Annotated in this window: 15 protein-coding genes; 9 read left to right on the top strand and 6 right to left on the bottom strand. The window is 64.8% G+C overall.

The genetic code is table 11. From position 1 onward, the window contains the following. Positions 1-19 precede the first annotated feature (19 nt). The gene (locus JYG34_RS01210; RefSeq protein ID WP_213659170.1) at positions 20-1342 is read right to left on the bottom strand and encodes an OprD family porin; all 1323 of its coding nucleotides are present in this window, start codon (positions 1340-1342) and stop codon (positions 20-22) included. Between the two features lie 493 nt (positions 1343-1835). On the opposite strand from JYG34_RS01210, the gene JYG34_RS01205 reads away from it, so the two are divergent. Next, the gene (locus tag JYG34_RS01205; RefSeq protein ID WP_213659169.1) at positions 1836-3938 is read left to right on the top strand and encodes a TonB-dependent receptor; all 2103 of its coding nucleotides are present in this window, start codon (positions 1836-1838) and stop codon (positions 3936-3938) included. 557 nt (positions 3939-4495) lie between these two features. Here the strand turns inward: JYG34_RS01205 and aguA are convergent. Then, entirely contained in the window at positions 4496-5602 is a 1107-nt protein-coding gene (gene aguA / locus JYG34_RS01200) for an agmatine deiminase (protein WP_213659168.1), read from the bottom strand. A 204-nt stretch (positions 5603-5806) separates the two neighbouring features. Beyond that, positions 5807-8707 carry an aminotransferase gene (locus tag JYG34_RS01195; protein WP_213659167.1) on the bottom strand — a complete coding sequence of 967 codons (2901 nt, stop codon included), beginning with the start codon at positions 8705-8707 and terminating at the stop codon, positions 5807-5809. Positions 8708-9226: 519 nt separating this feature from the next. Here JYG34_RS01195 and rfbB point away from each other — a divergent pair. The 7 genes from rfbB to JYG34_RS01160 are packed head-to-tail and all read left to right on the top strand — an operon-like array spanning position 9227 to position 16298. Further along, positions 9227-10312, top strand: a complete 1086-nt coding sequence (gene rfbB / locus JYG34_RS01190; protein ID WP_213659166.1) for a dTDP-glucose 4,6-dehydratase — start codon at positions 9227-9229, stop codon at positions 10310-10312. Next, positions 10309-11184: a glucose-1-phosphate thymidylyltransferase RfbA gene (rfbA, locus tag JYG34_RS01185; protein WP_213659165.1), complete on the top strand. Its 876-nt coding sequence runs from the start codon at positions 10309-10311 to the stop codon at positions 11182-11184. Before rfbB ends, rfbA begins: the two co-directional genes overlap by 4 nt. Beyond that, entirely contained in the window at positions 11181-11726 is a 546-nt protein-coding gene (gene rfbC / locus JYG34_RS01180; protein WP_213659164.1) for a dTDP-4-dehydrorhamnose 3,5-epimerase, read from the top strand. Before rfbA ends, rfbC begins: the two co-directional genes overlap by 4 nt. Next, positions 11723-12583 (top strand): dTDP-4-dehydrorhamnose reductase, encoded by an 861-nt coding sequence (gene rfbD / locus JYG34_RS01175; protein ID WP_213659163.1) that lies wholly within the window; start codon positions 11723-11725, stop codon positions 12581-12583. The genes rfbC and rfbD overlap by 4 nt, the downstream gene beginning before the upstream one ends. Before the next feature lie 39 nt (positions 12584-12622). Further along, entirely contained in the window at positions 12623-14437 is a 1815-nt protein-coding gene (locus JYG34_RS01170; RefSeq protein WP_213659162.1) for a sensor histidine kinase, read from the top strand. Then, positions 14434-15846 (top strand): sigma-54-dependent transcriptional regulator, encoded by a 1413-nt coding sequence (locus tag JYG34_RS01165; RefSeq protein ID WP_213659161.1) that lies wholly within the window; start codon positions 14434-14436, stop codon positions 15844-15846. The genes JYG34_RS01170 and JYG34_RS01165 overlap by 4 nt, the downstream gene beginning before the upstream one ends. After that, positions 15843-16298: a YiiD C-terminal domain-containing protein gene (locus tag JYG34_RS01160; RefSeq protein WP_213659160.1), complete on the top strand. Its 456-nt coding sequence runs from the start codon at positions 15843-15845 to the stop codon at positions 16296-16298. Before JYG34_RS01165 ends, JYG34_RS01160 begins: the two co-directional genes overlap by 4 nt. Positions 16299-16411: 113 nt before the next feature. Here the strand turns inward: JYG34_RS01160 and cysQ are convergent, their stop codons facing one another. Continuing rightward, positions 16412-17245, bottom strand: a complete 834-nt coding sequence (gene cysQ / locus JYG34_RS01155; protein ID WP_213659159.1) for a 3'(2'),5'-bisphosphate nucleotidase CysQ — start codon at positions 17243-17245, stop codon at positions 16412-16414. Next, a complete protein-coding gene (nudE, locus tag JYG34_RS01150; RefSeq protein ID WP_213659158.1) occupies positions 17242-17808 on the bottom strand; it encodes an ADP compounds hydrolase NudE in 567 nt (188 codons plus the stop codon). Before nudE ends, cysQ begins: the two co-directional genes overlap by 4 nt. 64 nt (positions 17809-17872) lie before the next feature. Between nudE and yrfG the strand changes: the two genes are divergently transcribed. Continuing rightward, complete coding sequence (gene yrfG, locus JYG34_RS01145) at positions 17873-18535, top strand: GMP/IMP nucleotidase (RefSeq protein WP_213659157.1); 663 nt, start codon at positions 17873-17875, stop codon at positions 18533-18535. 108 nt (positions 18536-18643) lie between these two features. On the opposite strand, the gene lysM is transcribed toward yrfG, so the two are convergent. Next, positions 18644-19084, bottom strand: coding sequence for a peptidoglycan-binding protein LysM (gene lysM / locus JYG34_RS01140; RefSeq protein ID WP_213659156.1), 441 nt, complete (start codon positions 19082-19084; stop codon positions 18644-18646). Positions 19085-19095 lie beyond the last annotated feature (11 nt).

Raw genomic sequence — 19095 nt, 5'->3', positions numbered from 1 at the left:
CGGTGACGCGGGATCAGGATCAGAAGATGCTGATCGGGTACTCGACGAATACACGGACTTCGTTGCCGTCGTCGGTGTAGTTGCCGTTCTGCTGGACGGCGTTGTTGGTGCGCAGGAAGGAGCTACGCAGCTTGATCGACAGGTCTTTGGCCGGGCCTTCCTGAACGACGTAGCGGATCTGGTTGAAGATCTCGCGCTCTTTACCTTCACCGTAGCCTTCCGGCTTGCCGACGGTACGGGTGTTGATGTTGTCACCCACCACGTAGGCCAGCTTGTAGGTCAGACCTGGGATACCGAAGGCGCCGAAGTCCAGGCCGTAGCCCAGCTGCCAGGAGCGCTCGTCCTCGGCGTTGAAGTCGGACCAGTAGCTGTTGGCCAGGTAGATGGTCGAACCACCGTCACCCGTGCCGCCGGCGTTCTGGTACCAGCCGTACTGGTAGCCGGTGCTGCCGGTGCTGCGCTGGTGCGCCAGGGTGAACGAGTGAGGGCCGTAGGCGTAGGTGGCCGCCAGGCTCCAGATGGTGTTGGAGTCGCCAGTCAGCTCGGCCTTGTTGACGTACTTGTGGTCGATGTCCGACTTGTAGCCATTGAAGTCCAGGGTCAGGGACTGGTCGCTGGCGATCGGGAAGACGTAGTTCAGGCCCAGGTAGTGCTTCTTCTGTACGTCTTCGTTGTCAGCGGTGTACAGCGACGCGGTGAAGTTGTCGGTGAACTTGTAGCTGCCGCCGAACACGTTGATCGACTTCAGGCCACCGCCATCACGACGCTCGGCGCTCTTGCGCGCTTCCTGGGTGAAACGACCGGCGTTCAGCTCCAGGCCCTTGATCTCCTTCGAGGTGATCATGGTGCCGGTGAAGCTCTCTGGCAGCAGGCGACCATCGTCGTACTGCAGCACAGGCAGGGTCGGCATCTGGTCACCGTACTTCAGCACGGTGTTGGAGATGCGGAACTTGATGGCTGCGCCAGCACGGGCCAGGTCATGCGGACCGCTGGCGTTGCCGTCGGCATTCTTGGTGTTGTGCGGCTTGAAGAAGTCGACACCGGCGCCACCGTTGTGGCCTTTGCCGCCATCGAGGCGCACGGCGTACAGGCCGAAGGCGTCGACACCGACACCGACGGTGCCCTGGGTGAAGCCGGAGGAGAAGTTGGCGATGGCGCCCTGGCCCCATTCGATCTGGTCGTCAGTGCCGTGCTTCTTGTCACGGTTGATGTAGGCGTTGCGCAGAAGGACGTTGGCGTGGCTGTCCTCGATGAAGCCCTTGCTGTCGGCCTGGTCGTTGGCCTGTGCCTGGGTCGCGGCGATCATCGCCAGGGCGACCAGGCTGATCCTGGTTTTCAACATCTTATTTTCCTTATTTCGTATTCAAAAACGCGCTGCATTAGAACGCCCAGAACCAACGCCCCTTCGTAGGTTCGACGCTATGCGGATCCCGGCCGAAAGGCCTGCAGAAGGTCTGCAACGGCCCATACGACCCCATGGCCATGTCATGGCCAGCAGGCGTAGAGGCCGAATCCTAGCCCTGCCTGCTCATACATGTCAAAAAAACGTGAATTGTAGGTTGATATAACCAAAAACAAGGTTGTCGGCGGTGCATTTCCATGCATATCTGCCGTGTGTCAGCGCAAATTTGTCTCTTTTATGCAAACAGGGTGACAACCGCACAATTGTCATTTATCACCCGCACGCACATGTGAATTGACACTACATATCCAAAAGGATGGTAACAAATTGATACAAATGTAAAGACAAGCCTTTACGAATACGCATGCAACAGCAAATAGCAAGCATTACCATTCGCGCCCAATTTCTCACCTACCCCTATCGGACGCCCGCGATGCTTGCTCCCTGCCGCCTTTCGCCCCTGACCCTGGGCCTGTCGCTGTTGTTCAGCGCAGGGCTGGTCAATGCCGCCACCACCACCCTGCCGGAAACCTCGATCACCGCCGACAACGAGCGCGAAGAGGACAACCCGCGGGTCAGGGACGTGACCACCGCGACCCGCACCTCGACGCCGGCGCGCTACGTGCCCCAGGCCATCGATTCGGTGAAGACCAGCAACGTGCTGGACTACGGCAGCAGCAACCTGGGCAAGGCGCTGGAGGGCATCCCCAACGTCAGCGCCGGTGGCGACACCCGCTTCGACAGCCTGCGCATCCGTGGCTTCGACGCCAGCAACGACTTCTACCTGGACGGCATCCGCGACGACAGCCAGTACACCCGAGACCTGCACAACATCGAGCGGATCGAGGTGCTCAAGGGCCCCGCGGCGGTGCTGTATGGCCGTGGCAGCCAGGGCGGTATCGTCAACCGGGTGAGCAAGGCGCCGGAGCATGGCCGCCGCTCGACCATCGAAGCCCAGGGCGGCAGCCAGGACCTGCGCAGCCTGTACGCCGACCTCAGCACAGACCCGAGCGAGAACATCAGCCTGCGCCTGAACATGGGCAACGAGGACAGCAACAGCTTGCGCAAAGGCATTGACGGCAATCGTCAGTTGTTCGCGCCGTCGATGAGCTGGCAACTGACCCCCGACCTCAACTGGCTGGTGCAGTACGAGTACAGCCGCTACAACCGCACCCCGGACCGCGGCATCCCCGGCGCCAACGGCCGCCCCGCGGACGTCAGCCGCAGCACCACCTATGGCGACACCCAGCGCGACTACATCGACGACAAGGCGCAGTCGCTGCGCTCGCGCCTGAACTACCAGCTCAGCGACAACTGGCAGCTGCGCCACACCCTGGGCCTGTTCAAGCTCGACAGCGACTTCGACAACACCTACCAGACCGGCTACGACCCGCGCACCAACCTGGTCAGCCGCCAGCGCTGGCAACAGGACCTGAGCACCCGCAACCTGTTCAACAACCTCGAGGCCGAGGGCGATGTCAGCACCTGGGGCCTGGAGCACAAGTTGCTGGTGGGCATGGAGTTCGGCAACCAGCGCCGCGACCCGCTGTTGTATACCGCCAAGGCGGTCAGCGCCGGCGGCAAGGCGGTGCCGTCCCTGGACCTGAACAACCCTAACCGCGCGTTGCAACATAACGGCCCGATGGTGGTGTCGAGCAACAACCACACCGTGGTCGACAGCCGTGGCGTCTACCTGCAGGACCAGATCCGCCTCAACGACCAGTGGCAGATCCTCGCCGGCGTGCGCTTCGACCAGTTCGAGGTGGAAACCACCAACAAGCTGCGCAATATCGCCGAGAAGCAGAAGGACAACAGCTTCAGCCCACGCCTGGGCGTGGTCTATACGCCATGGCGCGAGCATTCGTTCTACGCCTCCTGGAGCAAGACCTACTCGCCGGTCGGCGGCGGCCTGATTGGCATCACCCCGGGCGCGGCGGGCAACACCAACGAAACCGAACCGGAGCTGACCCGGCAGAAGGAGATCGGGGTCAAGAGCGACTGGTTCGACGAGCGCCTGAGCACCACCCTGGCGGTCTACGAGCTCGAGCTGTACAACCGCCGCACCCGCGACCCGCTCGACCCGAACATCACCCTGATGACCGGCCTGCAGCGCTCGCGCGGCATCGAGCTGACCGCCACCGGCAATGTCGTCGGCAACTGGTATGTGCGCGGCGGCATCGGCTTGCAGGACGCGACCATCGTCAAGGACAACAATGGCCAGGAAGGCAACCGCATCAACGACGTGGCCAAGCGCAACGCCAGCCTGTTCGTGACCTGGAAGCCGGAGCTGGGCTGGTACGCCGAGACCGGCCTGACCCTGGTCGGCGACCGTTACGCCGACAACCAGAACACCGTGGTGCTGCCGGGCTACGGCCGCTGGGACGCGCTGGCCGGCTACCGCACCCACGACTGGGACGTGCGCGCGGCGCTGAGCAACATCACCGACAAGACCTACTACAGCTCGGCGACCAGCGCCGCGCAGATCCAGGTCGGCGACCCGCGCAGCCTGGTGGTGACCGGCAGCTACAGCTTCTGATCCCGAGCCTTGCGCAATCCCTGTAGGAGCGGTTTCAGCCACGATCACCCGCAAAGCGGGTACCAGGCACCGCGTCGCCTGCATCGCGGCTGAAGCCGCTCCTACAAACACGGTTGAAACGAAAACGCCACCGCAATGCGGTGGCGTTTTTTCATTGCAACGGGATCCTTCCCGGTCAGTGCCAGACCGCCATCAGAGCCTCGAGCTCCGCATCGCTGATCAGTCCCTGAGGGTATCGCCCGTCCAGCAGACGTCGTGGGTCGGTCTTCCTGACCCGGATGCTTCCATGGTGTTTCAACCACTGCGCCAACAGCTTGAGCGATTCGTGATTCACGGCCGATGGGGGCAAAGCCGACTCACTTGCTGCATTCATTTCCACACGCACTCCTGGGCCCGTGAGCGGCTAACTTACGTAAGGTTTGTTACAGAACGGCGTAGCCCTATCTGTCTGAAACACAATGGAAAAACAATACAAGAGGTGTGCCATCTACCCGCCCCGATGGTCGCCGCCCACAAAAAAGCCCGTCATGCGACGGGCTGTTTCGTTCAGCGGGGAGTCAGCGCTTGACCGGCGCCGGCTGCTGCTGGGTCAGGCAGTGGATGTTGCCGCCCCCGAGCAGCAACTCACGGCCTGGAATCATCACCACTTCGTGATCCGGGAAGACCTTGGCCAGGATCGCTCTGGCCTGCGCATCGGCCGGGTCGTCGAAGCTCGGGGCGATGATGCCGCCGTTGACGATCAGGAAATTCACGTAGGAGCCGGCCAGGCGCACCGAAGGGTCGCGCTCCTGGCTGCCGACCACGTGATCGACGCCGTCGCATTCTGCCTGGGTGGCGTACAGCGGCCCCGGAATCGGCATCTTGTGCACCACGAACTCGCGGCCTTTGGCATCACGGGTGTTTTTCAGCACCTCGTAGGCAGCGTGGCAGCGTGCATAGTTGGGGTCATTGGAATCATCGGTCCAGGCCAGTAACACTTCGCCTGGGCTGACGTAACAGCAGAAGTTGTCGACGTGGCCGTCGGTCTCGTCGTTGTACAGACCGTCCGGCAGCCAGACGATGGTGTCCACCGCCAGGTGCTCGCGCAGGATATCCTCGATCTGCTCGCGGTTCAGGTGCGGGTTGCGATTGCGGTTGAGCAGGCATTCTTCGGTGGTGATCAGGGTGCCTTCGCCGTCGACGTGGATCGAACCGCCCTCGAGCACGAAGCCTTCGGTGTGGTAGCGCTGCACGCGCTCCATCTCCATGACCTTGGCAGCCAGTTCCTCGTCACGGTTCCACGGTGCGTACAGGCCGCCGTCGAAACCACCCCAGGCATTGAAGCCCCAGTCCACGCCACGCACCTCGCCATGGTCGTTGATCACGAAGGTCGGGCCGGTGTCACGCACCCAGGCGTCGTCGTTGCTGATCTCGACCACCCGGATGTTGGGCAGGTCAAGCTGGCGGCGGGCGTTCTCGTACTGAGCGGCGGATACGGCCACGGTTACCGGCTCGAAGCGGGCGATGGCCTTGGCCAGGGTCACGTGCGCGGCCTGTGCCGGCTTGCCACCCAGGCGCCAGTTGTCCGGGCGCTCTGGCCAGACCATCCATACCTGGGTCTGCGGGGCCCATTCGGCGGGCATGTGGAAGCCGTCGGCGCGGGGGGTCGAGTTGAGGGTCTTCATGGGTAACCTCTGCGAAGGCCCGGGGCCAGGGGCGCCAGGTCGGTGATCGAAAAAGGTGCGGGCTTGCCAGTATAGGCAGCGGGGCAATACGTCGATATTACAACCGATAAATATCGACTTTAAATAGATTCGCTCAAAATATTTAGCCATAAAAAAGCCTGGTAAATCGATAACAATCGATTTACCAGGCTCATATGCAGCTTCTTAGAGCCCTTCGGCGAGGATCCGCTCCACACTGTCGACAAAGTAGTCCACGCTCGCCCGCGTGGTGCACATCGGCGGCTTGATCTTGAGAATGTTCAGGTAGTCGCCGGTCGGCTGCATGAAGATCCCCAGCTCGCGCAGGCGGTCGCACAGGACCATGGTCTCCTCGGTGGCCGGCTCCAGGGTCTGGCGATCGCGCACCAGCTCCAGCCCCAGGTAGAAGCCCGAGCCATGGGCGGCACCGGCAAGCGGATATTTGTCGACCAACGCCTCGAGGCGCGCCTTGAAGTGGCGCCCCACGTCTCGGGCGTTGTCCCACAGCCCTTCGTCGCGCATCACATCCAGCACCGCCATGCCGATACGACAGCTGACCGGGCTGCCCCCTGCGGACGAGAAGAAGTAGCCCTCGGCCTCCAGCGCCTCGGCGATCTCCCGCCGGGTGATCACCGCCCCCAGCGGCTGGCCGTTGCCCATGCCCTTGGCCATGGTGATGATGTCCGGCACCACGCCCTGCTCCTCGAAGCCCCAGAAGTACTCGCCCAGGCGGCCATAGCCGACCTGCACCTCGTCGGCGATGCACACCCCGCCACGTTGGCGCACCTTGGCGTAGGCCTCGCGCAGGTAGCCCGCCGGCAGCGAGATGCCTCCGGCGTTGCCATACACCGGCTCGCAGATCATGCCCGCCAGCTGGCGGCCACGGGCATCAAGGTCGGCCAGCTTCGCCTCGACGTCGCGCAGGTAGTCGGCGGCGCTGTCGGCCCCCCGGAAACGACCACGGAAGGTATTCGGCGCCTCCACCGGGTGCACCCAGTCCGGCCGGGTCTCCAGGGCTTGTGGGTTGTCGGCGATGGAGGTGGAGATGGCGTCGGTGGCCACCGACCAGCCGTGATAGGCCTCGAGCACGCTGAGCAGGTCGCGCCCGCCGCTGTAGGCCCAGGCCAGGCGGATCGCCAGATCGTTGGCCTCGGTGCCGCTGTTGACCAGGAACACCCGGTCAAAGCCTTCCGGCGCCACCTCCAGCAAGCGCTCGGAAAACTCGGCAATGGCGGCGTAGTGGAAGCGCGAGTTGGTGTTGACCAGCGACCACTGGCGCGCCGACTCGGCGACCATGCGTGGATGCCCGTGGCCCAGCACGGCGACATTGTTGAGCATGTCCAGGTACGAGCGGCCTTGCATGTCGATCAGGTAGTTGCGCCAGCCACGCTCGATATGCGGCGGCTGGGCATAGTAGTGCTTCTGCGAACGGGCGAAGCTGGCGTCACGCCGGGCCAGCAGCGCCTGCGGGTCGGCCAGTGGCTCGGCGTCGCAGTCGAACCCGAGCAGCGCGCGTGGCGAAGGGCACAGAGCCAGCCAGGCCTCGGCATGGGAGGGTTTGGCGAAGAACGGCGGCTGCGCCTCTCCCTCCAGGCACAACTGCACACTGAGGAAGCCACAGGTGGCGCCCAGCACCTGGCCCTTCTCCAGCACCTGGCCATCTGCCGGAGCCTCCTCCAGGCCGTTTAGCCACAGTTGCCAGTGTGCCGTGCGCAAGCAACCGCGGTTATCGCCGCCGCGCTGCCAGACGCCCGCCTCGGGGGCCTGCAGCACGGTGCCGGGAAACAGGTTGAGTTCCACACCCAATGCGCAAGTGGCAGGCTCGTCGGGTTGGTCGACATGGGTCTGCGACAGACGGTACTGGCCGTGCAGGCTGCTGGAAGGCGCCGGTTGCGCGGCCAGCATGCGCTGGTCGAACCCCGGCTGCTCCCAGTTGCCAAACTCGCAGTGCGGGCTTAGAACCCCGAGATCGACACGGCTGATCACCTGCCCCGCCAGGGCAGGCAGTAGCGCCAGGCTGCCACCGAAATCAGGTGCCTCGGGCGCCCTGCCCGCCGCTTGCAGGATCGCGGCCTCCATCAGCGCCGCTGGCACCGCACAGGCAGTATCGAAGATTTCCCACTCATGGCCGATGTTGTCGAGCACATACTGGTTGCCGGGGTCGACGGCCAGTTGCTGCTCGCTGCTGAGCACCAGCACCGCCGCGCGATTGAGCACCAGGGGCCACAGTGCGCGCAGCTCAGTGTCCTCGAGCGGGTTCGCCGCTTGGTAGGCGGCAATCGCCGGGAGGATCCGCAACGGGTCGCCTTCGGCGTGATGCAGCAGTGCCGCGCAGGTTACGGACAGGTCGGCAATGCGCCAGGTGCGGCAGAGGTCACCGAAATCGATGACCCCCTGCAATTGCCACTGCCGCGCGTCGTCGCGACGCCAGACCGTGTTGTCATCGGTGATGTCCAGATGCACGGCCTGAACAGGCAACCGGTCGACCAGCGGCTGAAGGCGCTCGGCCGCCCGACGGGTGACCCGCTCGACCTGCTGGCGCCGTGCACCGGCTTCAAGGGTCGGCAACAGGTGTTCGATCAGGGCCTGGGCATGCCGAGGATCCCACTGCAAGGTGCGCTCCAGGCCCGGATGGTCGAAACCGGCCAGGGCCTGGTCGACCCGGGCACAGAGCGTGCCCAGTTCGGCCACCAGCTGTACTGGCAGGTGCTCGAGGCGGGTCAACGGCTGGCCTTCGATGTAGTCGAGCAGCCGAGCGCGCAATGGCTGGCCCTGGATCTCCAGCTCCAGCAGCGTGTCGCCGGAATCTGCTGGCCGCACGGCCGGCACGGGGATACCCTGTCGCTGCAGGAACGCCAACGCCGCGTGCTGCGCCTGCAACTCCGACTCGGCGTAGCTGCCATGGCAGACCTTGAACACGAAGCGGCCCTGATCACTGTCCAGCCAGAAGTTCACGTCCTGTTGGCTACCGAGGGGCACCAACGCGCCATGCAGGCCGTAATAGGCCTGCACAGCCTGCTGGGCCTGCGCTTCGGAAACCACGGGACGGGAAAGGCTGGAGCGGTGGAGCAGGGTGTGCAACGGCATGGTGTGAACCTCGGCCTCTTTTTTGCTTATATCGCCATTACCGCTGCCCGGAAGCAAGAGGGACGATTCGCTGCGCCAGGCACTCCGTCCCCGGTATTGCCCGGCAAACCATGGCGCAGAGCGCCCCGCATCGCCCCCAGAGCAACAGGAACCACCCCGACATGTCCGACGACCAGCTGGCACTCTGCCCTCTTGAACTCCGGCTCCCTAACGCCGACTCAAGGCCCCGGCCGCCGTTCGCGTCAGAAGTACGTCGCCCCATCAGGGGACGGACCAGGCAGCGACCTACACCTGTTGTTCCGAGGCCGTACGGGCGCGTCTTGCCTGCCGGGCGCGCCGAAGAGATCTCCCCGTGCGCCGCCGCGTGCCGCTACACTCGTCGCCAGCAGGCGAACAGCATGGCCGGCTATTGCGCGTGCTCGCCCCATTCGCCCGGGCATTGACCCGCCATGGAAACCTGCCGACGGCGCCCCGTCGTGCACCCATAACCTTTATCGATTAGCTGCAGGGACACAACACATGCGCATTCTCGTCACTGGCGGCGCCGGCTTCATCGGGTCGGCACTGGTCCGCCACCTGATCGACAACACCGAGCACGAAGTACTCAACCTCGACAAACTGACCTACGCGGGCAACCTGGAATCGCTGCAAGGCATCGCCAGCAACAGCCGCTATGAATTCGTCCAGGCCGACATCGCCGACCAGCCCACGGTCAGTGCCCTGCTCGAACGCTTCCAGCCGCAGGCCATCATGCACCTGGCCGCCGAGTCCCACGTCGACCGTTCCATCGACGGCCCGGCCGCGTTCATCCACACCAACATCGTCGGCACCTATGCCCTGTTGGAGACCACCCGCGCCTGGTGGACCCGCCTGCCCGCCGACGCTCGCGCGGCGTTCCGCTTCCACCATATCTCCACCGACGAGGTATACGGCGACCTGCACGGCGCCGACGACCTGTTCACCGAAACCACCCCCTACGCCCCAAGCTCGCCCTACTCGGCCAGCAAGGCGGCCTCGGACCATCTGGTCCGCGCCTGGCATCGCACCTACGGCCTGCCGGTGCTGATTACCAATTGCTCGAACAACTACGGCCCGTACCACTTCCCCGAGAAGCTGATCCCGCTGATGATCCTCAACGCCCTGGCCGGCAAGCCATTGCCCGTCTATGGCAACGGCCAGCAGGTACGCGACTGGCTGTACGTCGAGGACCACGCCCGCGCCCTGCTGACGGTGGTGACCCGTGGCGAGGTCGGCGAGACCTACAACATCGGTGGCCACAACGAGCAGAAGAACCTCGACGTGGTGCACACCCTCTGCGACCTGCTCGAAGAGCTGGCCCCCGACCGCCGCCCGGCCGGCGTGGCCCGCTACAAAGACCTGATCACCTTCGTCCAGGACCGCCCCGGCCACGACCTGCGCTACGCCATCGACGCGAGCAAGATCGAACACGAGCTAGGCTGGAAACCGGATGAAACTTTCTTCACAGGGCTGCGCAAGACCGTCCAGTGGTACCTCGCTAACCTAGACTGGTGCAAACACGTTCAGGATGGCAGCTACCAGGGCGAGCGTCTGGGCAACTCCGACTTCAAGGACCTGATCGCATGACTAAAGGTATTGTCCTGGCCGGTGGATCCGGCACCCGCCTGCACCCGATCACCCTCGGTGTATCGAAGCAACTGCTGCCGATCTACGACAAACCGATGATCTACTACCCGATCTCGGTGCTGATGCTGGCCGGGATCCGCGACATCCTGCTGATCTCGACGCCCCGTGACCTGCCGCAATACCGCCAGCTGTTCGGCGACGGCAGCCAGTTCGGTGTCAACATCAGCTACGCCGAACAGCCCTCGCCCGACGGCCTGGCCCAGGCGTTCCTGATCGGCGAACAGTTCATCGGCGACGATTCGGTGTGCCTGATCCTCGGTGACAACATCTTCCATGGCCAAGGTTTCGGCGAACAATTGCAGCGAGCAGTCAAGCACCCCTCGGGCGCCACCGTGTTCGGCTACTGGGTCAAGGACCCGGAGCGTTTCGGCGTGGTCGAGTACGACGCGCAAGGCCGTGCGCTGTCGATCGAAGAAAAGCCCGCGCGACCGAAATCCAGCTACGCCGTGACCGGCCTGTATTTCTACGACAACGATGTGGTGAAGATCGCCAAGGATATTCGTCCCTCCGCCCGTGGCGAACTGGAGATCACCGACGTCAACAACGCTTACCTCAAGCGTGGCGATCTGCGTGTCGAACGCTTCGGCCGCGGCTTCGCCTGGCTCGACACCGGCACCCACGAAAGCCTGCTGGAAGCGGCGCAGTACGTGCAGACCATCGAGAATCGCCAGGGCCTGAAAGTCGCCTGCCTCGAGGAAATCGCCTTCCAGAAAGGATGGATCGGCCGCGACAGCCTTCTGGCCAAGGCAGCGGAGTTGAAAAAGACAGGATACGGCCAGTACTTGCAAAAGTTGGCTGAAGAGGCCCCATGAACATCGTCAAGACCGCCATACCCGAAGTCCTGATCATCGAACCGAAAGTGTTCGGTGATGACCGTGGCTTCTTCTTCGAAAGTTTCAACGCCCGTGAATTCGCCGAAAAAGCCGGCTTCGAGGCAGGCTTCGTGCAGGACAACCACTCGCGCTCGCAGCGCGGTGTGCTGCGTGGCCTGCACTACCAGATCGACAACCCGCAGGGGAAACTGGTGCGGGTGGTGCAGGGCGAAGTGCTCGACGTGGCCGTAGACATCCGCCGCAGTTCGAAAACCTTCGGCAAGTGGGTCGCCACGCGCCTGTGTGCCAAGGATCACACGCAGTTCTGGATCCCGCCTGGGTTTGCCCATGGCTTCCTGGTGCTGAGCGAAACAGCCGACTTCCTGTACAAGACAACCGACTACTACAACCCCAAGGCTGAGCGCTGCATCCGCTGGGACGACCCTGAACTGGCGATCGAATGGGGCCTCGAAGCGGCGCCGATCCTGTCGGCCAAAGACCAGGCCGGCGCCTTCCTGCGCGACGCCGAGCTGTTCCCATGAAGATTCTCGTCTGCGGCCACAATGGCCAGGTCGCCCAGGCCCTGCAGGGCGCGCTGGACGGCCGGGGCGAGGTGCTGTCGCTTGGCCGCGACCGGCTCGACCTCGCCCAGCCGGAGGCCTTGCGCGAACCGCTACGCCAGCTCAAACCCGACCTGATCATCAACGCCGCCGCCCACACGGCGGTCGACCAGGCCGAAAACGAAGCGCAACTGGCCTTCACCATCAACGCAGAGGCCCCGCGGGTGCTCGCAGAAGAGGCTGCGCGCCTTGGCGTGCCGCTCATCCACTACTCCACCGACTATGTGTTCGATGGCACAAAGGCCACCGCTTACAACGAGGATGACGCGACCAACCCCCTGGGGGTTTACGGTAGCAGCAAGCTGGCTGGCGAGCAGGCGATTGCCGCGGTCGGGGGTGAACACCTGATCCTGCGCACCAGTTGGGTCTATTCACAGCATGGCCGCAACTTCCTGCTGACCATGCAAAAGCTGTTGCAGGAGCGGCCGCAACTGAAGGTGGTGGACGACCAGATCGGCGCGCCCACCTGGGCCGCCACCATCGCCGCCAGCACTCGCGCGCTGGTCGAGCGATGGCAGCAAGGCCAGGCCGGTGCCTGGGGCACCTACCACCTGACCGCCCAGGGCGAGACCTCCTGGTTCGGCTTCGCCCAGGCCATCGGCGAACAGCTCAAGGCACGGGGCCTGCCCTGCGCCGAGCTGCTGCCGATCCCATCCAGCGAGTACCCGACGCCAGCCAAGCGCCCGCTCAATTCGCGCCTGGACTGCTCGCGCCTGGCCCGGGAATGGCGGGTCAGCCAGCCGCATTGGCATGAAGCGCTGATCGACTGCCTGAAGTAGCGCATAATTGCGCCAGACTTTTCTGGCGCAATGATCGCGATGATTCCAAGACCCACGCCTCCACGCCGCCCCCGCTGGCGCAGCCTGGCGCTGCTGGCCCTGTGCCTGGCGCCACTGCTGTGGCCGCTGCACCACCTCGCCGAACGCTACTACCAGGAAGAACTGGCCTCGCAGAACCGCCAGACCCTCGACCTCTACGTGGCCAACCTGCTCGGCACCTTGCACCGCTACGAGACCCTGCCGCAGATCCTCGGCGACCTGCCGGCCCTGCGTGGCGTGCTGGCCGACCCGTTCAAGCTCGAGGCGGTGACCAATGCCAACCGCCTGCTCAAGGACATCACCCACCAGACCGGCGCCGAAGTGATGTACCTGATGGACGTCAGCGGCAACACCCTGGCCGCCTCCAACTGGGACAAGCCGGACAGCTTCCTCGGCCGCAACTTCTCCTTCCGCCCCTACTTCATCGAGGCAATGGAAGGCCGCCTCGGGCGCTTCTTCGGCCAGGGCACCACGTCGGCCAAGCGCGGCTACTTCTTCGCCGCGGCGGTACGCGACCGCGAGCGGGTGATCGGCGTGCTGGTGGTCAAGGTCGACCTCGACCACACCGAAACCCTGTGGGGCCGCACCCCGGAGCAGCTGCTGCTGACCGACCAGAACGGCGTGGTGGTGCTGACCTCCCGCCCGGACTGGCGCTTCCGCGCCACCCGCGAACTGACCGAAACCGAGCGCCAGGCGATCATCGCCATCCAGCCCTACCCGACCCAGGCCCCGCAGCCACTGACCCTCGACCAGGCCGCCTGGCAGATCCAGACCCGCGACATCAAAGAGACCGGCTGGCAGGTCAGCATCCTCGCGCCGCGCACGCTGGTCGACCGCTCGGTGCAGACCGTCATGGCCATCGGCGGCGCCGCGCTGCTGGTGGCCATGCTCCTGGCCGGCCTGGTCATGCAACGCCGCCGCCACTACATCGACCGCATCGACTTCGAGGCCCGTGCCCGCCAAGAGCTGGAAAAGCGCGTGATCGAACGCACCGCCGACCTAGAAGGCCTCAACACCCGACTGAAAAGCGCGGTGCTGGAGCGCGAGCACACCCAGCAGGAGCTGGTGCGCGCCCAGGACGAACTGGTCCAGGCCGGCAAGCTGTCGGTACTGGGCACCATGTCGGCGAGCATCAGCCACGAACTCAACCAGCCGCTGGCGGCGATCCGCAGCTACGCCGAAAACGCCGAGATCCTCCTGGATCATCAACGTTCCGAGGACGTGCGCGGCAACCTCAAGCTGATCGGTGAACTGACCGGTCGCATGGCTTCGATCATCGCCCACCTGCGCGCCTTCGCCCGCCGCGACCGCCACGCCCCGGAAAGCGTGGCCCTGCAACCGGCGCTGGACGATGCCCTGGCGCTGCTGGCCAAGCGCCGCCGGGCCATGGCCGTGGAGCTGGTGCGTGACCTGCCGGAAGCCACCCTGTGGGTGCAAGCGGGCGAAACACGCCTGCGCCAGGTACTGGGCAACCTGCTGGCCAACGCCCTCGACGCCCTGACCGAGAAAGCCAACCCACGCAAGCTCTGGCTGAGTGCCGAACGGCGGGACGACTGCGTCTACCTGTACATCCGCGACAACGGCCCCGGTTTCAGCCGCCAGGCGCTGGAGCACGCCAAGGAGCCGTTCTTCACCACCAAGACCCACACCCAGGGCCTGGGGCTGGGGCTGGCCATCTGCGAAAGCCTGATGCGCGCCCTGGGCGGCGAACTGCTGCTGGCCAACCACCCGGAAGGCGGCGCCCTGCTGACCCTGCAACTGCGCGTGGCCAAGCCCGGCGCCAACCTGCAATCTTCGGAGGACACCTCGGCATGACCACCGAGACACTGATCGACAGCCGTGCCCAGGTGATCCTGGTCGATGACGACCCGCACCTGCGCCAGGCCCTGAGCCAGACCCTCGACCTGGCCGGACTCAAGGTCGTGCCATTGGCCGATGCCCAAGGCCTGGCCGCACGCATCGAGGCCGACTGGCCGGGCGTGGTGGTCAGCGATATCCGCATGCCCGGCATCGATGGCCTGCAATTGCTGGAACAACTGCACGCCCGCGACAGCGAGCTGCCGGTGCTGCTGATCACCGGCCACGGCGACGTGCCGCTGGCCGTGCAGGCCATGCGTGCCGGTGCCTACGACTTCCTCGAGAAACCCTTCGCCACCGACGCCCTGCTCGATAGCGTGCGCCGTGCCCTGGCCCTGCGCCGCCTGGTGCTGGACAACCGCAGCCTGCGCCTGGCGTTGAGCGACCGCCAGCAACTGGCCACGCGCCTGGTTGGCCAGTCGGCCGGGATGCAACGCCTGCGCGAGCAGATCGGCGCCCTCGCCGGGACCCGCGCCGACGTACTGATCCTTGGTGAAACCGGTGCCGGCAAGGAGGTGGTCGCGCGCGCTTTGCATGATCTTTCGAGCCGCCGCGACGGGCCGTTCGTGGCGATCAATGCCGGCGCCCTGGCCGAGTCGGTGGTCGAGAGCGAGTTGTTCGGCCATGAGCCCGGGGCCTTCACCGGCGCGCAGAAGCGCCGTATCGGCAAGTTCGAGTTTGCCAATGGCGGCACCCTGTTCCTCGATGAGATCGAGAGCATGAGCCTGGACGTGCAGGTCAAGCTGCTGCGCCTGCTGCAGGAGCGCGTGGTCGAACGCCTGGGCGGTAACCAGTTGATCCCGCTGGATATCCGCATCATCGCCGCGACCAAGGAAGACCTGCGCCAGGCCGCCGACCAGGGGCGCTTCCGCGCGGACCTGTACTACCGCCTGAATGTCGCGCCGCTGCGGATTCCAGCCCTGCGTGAACGGGGCGACGACATTCTCGTCCTGTTCCAGCATTTCGCCGATGCCGCCAGCGAACGTCATGGCCTGCCGCCGCACAGCCTGCAACCCGCCCAACGCGCCCTGCTGCTGCGCCACGACTGGCCGGGCAATGTGCGCGAACTGCAGAACGCCGCCGAACGCTTCGCCCTGGGCCTGGAACTGGCCCTCGACGGCCAGGCGCCCCCCGGCCCCCATGATGTTCAAGTCTCGGTGTCGACCGGTAATCTCAGCGAGCAGGTCGAGCAATTCGAGCGTTCGCTGATCGCCGCCGAACTGACCCAGCCCCACGGTTCGATGCGCAGCCTCGCCGAAGCGCTCGGTATCCCGCGCAAGACCTTGCACGACAAGCTGCGCAAGCATGGCCTGAGCTTCGACGGCGGCAACAGCGGGCACGACGACCAGGAGGACAACCGTCAATGAACACCGATAGCCAATACCTGCAGGCCGTGCTGCACGGCGACATCCCGTTGACCCGCGAGATGGGTATGGAGGTCATCGACTGGCAGGATCACTGCCTGCGCCTGAAGCTACCGCTGGCGCCCAACGTCAACCACAAGAGCACCATGTTCGGCGGCAGCCTGTACTGCGGCGCGGTGCTCGCGGGTTGGGGCTGGCTGCACCTGCGCTTGCGTGAACTGGGGGTCGATGACGGGCATATCGTCATTCAGGAAGGGCAGATCAGTTATCCACTGCCGGTCACCGGTACGGCGGTGGCAAGCTGCCCAGCGCCGGACGACAAGACCTGGGAGCGGTTCCTGACGATGTACCAGCGCCGAGGGCGAGCGCGGCTGACGCTGGAGACGGTGGTGAGCAATGAAGGGAGTGACGAGGCTGCCGTGAAATTCAGCGGGCAGTACGTGCTGCATCGCTGAGGCCTTGGGGCTGCAGCGCAGCCCATCGCGGGTAAACCCGCCCCCACCGGGATATCGCTGAACCTGTAGGAGCGGGTTTACCCGCGATGGGCCGCAAAGCGGCCCCGACGAGCTCAATCGTTGATCGCACTGGCCAACCGGACAAGCGCCGCACGCCAACCGGCAGCCCGGGGCAACGCCAGGAAAAACGGATTGAGCAGCGATTCCCGCGCCGGATACCGAAACGGCAACCCCTCCAACCCGATCACCTCACCCCCGGCGCCCTCCAGCACACCTTGGGCAGCCGCCGTGTCCCACTGCGAGGTCGGCGCCAATCTGGGATAGCAGTCGGCACTCCCCTCAGCCAGCAGGCAGAACTTCAACGAACTGCCAATATTGGCCAGCTCCAGCTCACCCACCGCCCCACTCAACCCGGCCAGCAGTGCCTCCTGCTGAGGGCTGGAATGACGGCGACTGGCGACGACCGTGAAGTTCTTCTCGGGTGGCGGCACATCACGCACCTGGATCGGCTGCGCGGCCCCATTACGCTCGGCGCGCCAGGCCCCAAGCTCACGCCCGCCGAAATAACAGCGCCCGTTGGTCGGCATCGCCACCACCCCGAACACCACCTCTCCACGTTCGATCAACGCGATGTTGACGGTGAATTCCTCGCTGCCGGCAATGAACTCCTTGGTGCCGTCCAGCGGGTCGACCAGCCACCAGCGCTGCCAGGCGGCACGCGTCTCAAGCGCAATGTCGCAATCTTCCTCGGACAGCACCGGAATCTGTGGCGCCAATGCCTGCAGGCCTTCGGCAATAACCCGATGGGCCGCCAGGTCGGCAGCCGTGACCGGCGAATCGTCGGCCTTGTTGGTCACGGCGACATCCGCACGCCAGAACGGCAGGATCGCATCCCCCGCTGCCAGGGCAAGCGTTACCACATCCTGCATCAACTGCCGATCGCTCATACGCTCAACACCCCGCGCTGGATCAGCAGGTCACGGGCCAGGTACAGCGCCGCCAGCGCGCGACCTTCGGTGAACTGCGGGTGCATGGCCAGGGCCGAGAGCTCACGCAGGTTGACCTTGTCGACACGCATGGGCTCAGGCTCGTCGCCCTCCAGACGCTCTTCGTACAGGTCCGTGGCCAACACCACCTGGATCTTCTGGCTCATGTAGCCGGGCGACAGCGACAGCTCGGTCAGGTGCTCCAGCTGGCGCGCGCCGAAACCGGCCTCTTCCTTGAGCTCCCGGTCGGCGGCGGCCAGCACGTCCTCACCCGGTTCGATCAGGCCCTTGGGCAGCGAGAGCTCGTATTCGTCGGTACCACCGCAGTATTCCTCGACCAGCACCGCATGCTCGGCGTCGAGCATGGCCACGACCATCACCGCGCCATAGCCGTTGCCGCGGCCAACCAGGCGCTCGTAGGTACGCTCGGTGCCGTTGGAGAAGCGCAACTGCACGGCTTCGACCCGGAACAGGCGGCTGCTGGCGACGATTTCGCGGCTGAGGACGGTGGGTTTCTGGCGCATGGTGCGGCTCCTTGGCGTGAACGGGTTACTATACCGTGGCTTGCCGACCGATCGAGAGTTTCCCATGCCCGTTCTTCCCTGGTCCGCCATCGATACCGTCCTGCTGGACATGGACGGCACCCTGCTCGACCTGCATTACGACAACCGCTTCTGGCTGGAGCACCTGCCCCAGCGCTATGCCGAACTGCATGGCGTGAGCCGGGCCATGGCCGAGTTGGAGCTGCGCCCCCTGTTCGAGCAGCATGCCGGCACCCTCAACTGGTACTGCCTGGATTTCTGGAGCCGCGAGCTGCGCCTGCCGATCCGCGAACTGAAGCAGGAGATCGCCGACCTTATTGCCCTGAAGCCGGATGCCGACACCTTCCTCGCGGCGGTGCGCAAGGCGGGCAAGCGGGTGGTGATGATCACCAATGCGCACCGCGACTCGCTGTCGCTGAAACTGGAACGGGTGGAACTGGCGCCGTATTTCGAACGGCTGATCAGCTCGCATGACTATGGCTATCCAAAGGAGAGCCCGCAGTTCTGGGACGCGTTGCAGGCGGATATCGGCTTCGAGCCGGCGCGCAGCCTGTTCATTGACGACACCCTGGCGATCCTGCGCAGCGCCCGGCGGTTCGGGGTGGGGCATCTGTTGGCGGTGCGCCAGCCGGATAGCCGGGCCGAACCGCGGGACACCCAGGAGTTCGCGGCGGTCGAGGATTATCGGGAGTTGCTGGAAGGGTTGTAACGGCACATTCGCCCCGTAGGAGCGGCTTCAGCCGCGATCACCCGCGAGCGGGTGCCAGGCACCGCGATGCCCGCATCGCGGCTAAAGCCGCTCCAACAGACGAACCCCTCAGTCCGGAATACGCAGCACCTGCCCCGGGTAGATCTTGTCGGGGTGAGAAAGCAACGGCTTGTTCGCCTCGAAGATCTTGTTGTACTTGTTGGCGTCGCCATACACCTTCTTGGAGATGGCGCTGAGGGTGTCGCCCTTCTCTACCGTGACGAACCGCGCCGCCTGGGTTATCGGCCCGGTCACGGTGATCTGGTCATCCACCGAGGCCACGCCTGCGATATTGCCGGCGGCCAGGATGATCTTCTCCTTCTCCTCCTGGCTGGCAACCTCGCCCTTGAGGATGATCTTGTCCCCCTCTACAGTGGCGGTGATGCTGGGATTGCCCAGACCAACCTTGCTCACATGTTCTTTGAGTTGCGTCTCGGCATTGGCATTACCCGGCGTCAGCAGGTCGATCAACTTCTCGCCGGCTTCCTTCACGAAACTGAACAGGCTCATGTGGCGCTCCT

Origin of the sequence: Pseudomonas entomophila (assembly GCF_018417595.1) — a bacterium.
Taxonomy (GTDB): Bacteria; Pseudomonadota; Gammaproteobacteria; order Pseudomonadales; family Pseudomonadaceae; genus Aquipseudomonas; species Aquipseudomonas entomophila_C.
The sequence above is the reverse complement of the archived record's forward strand: the minus strand, read 5'-3'. Positions and strand labels throughout refer to the sequence as shown.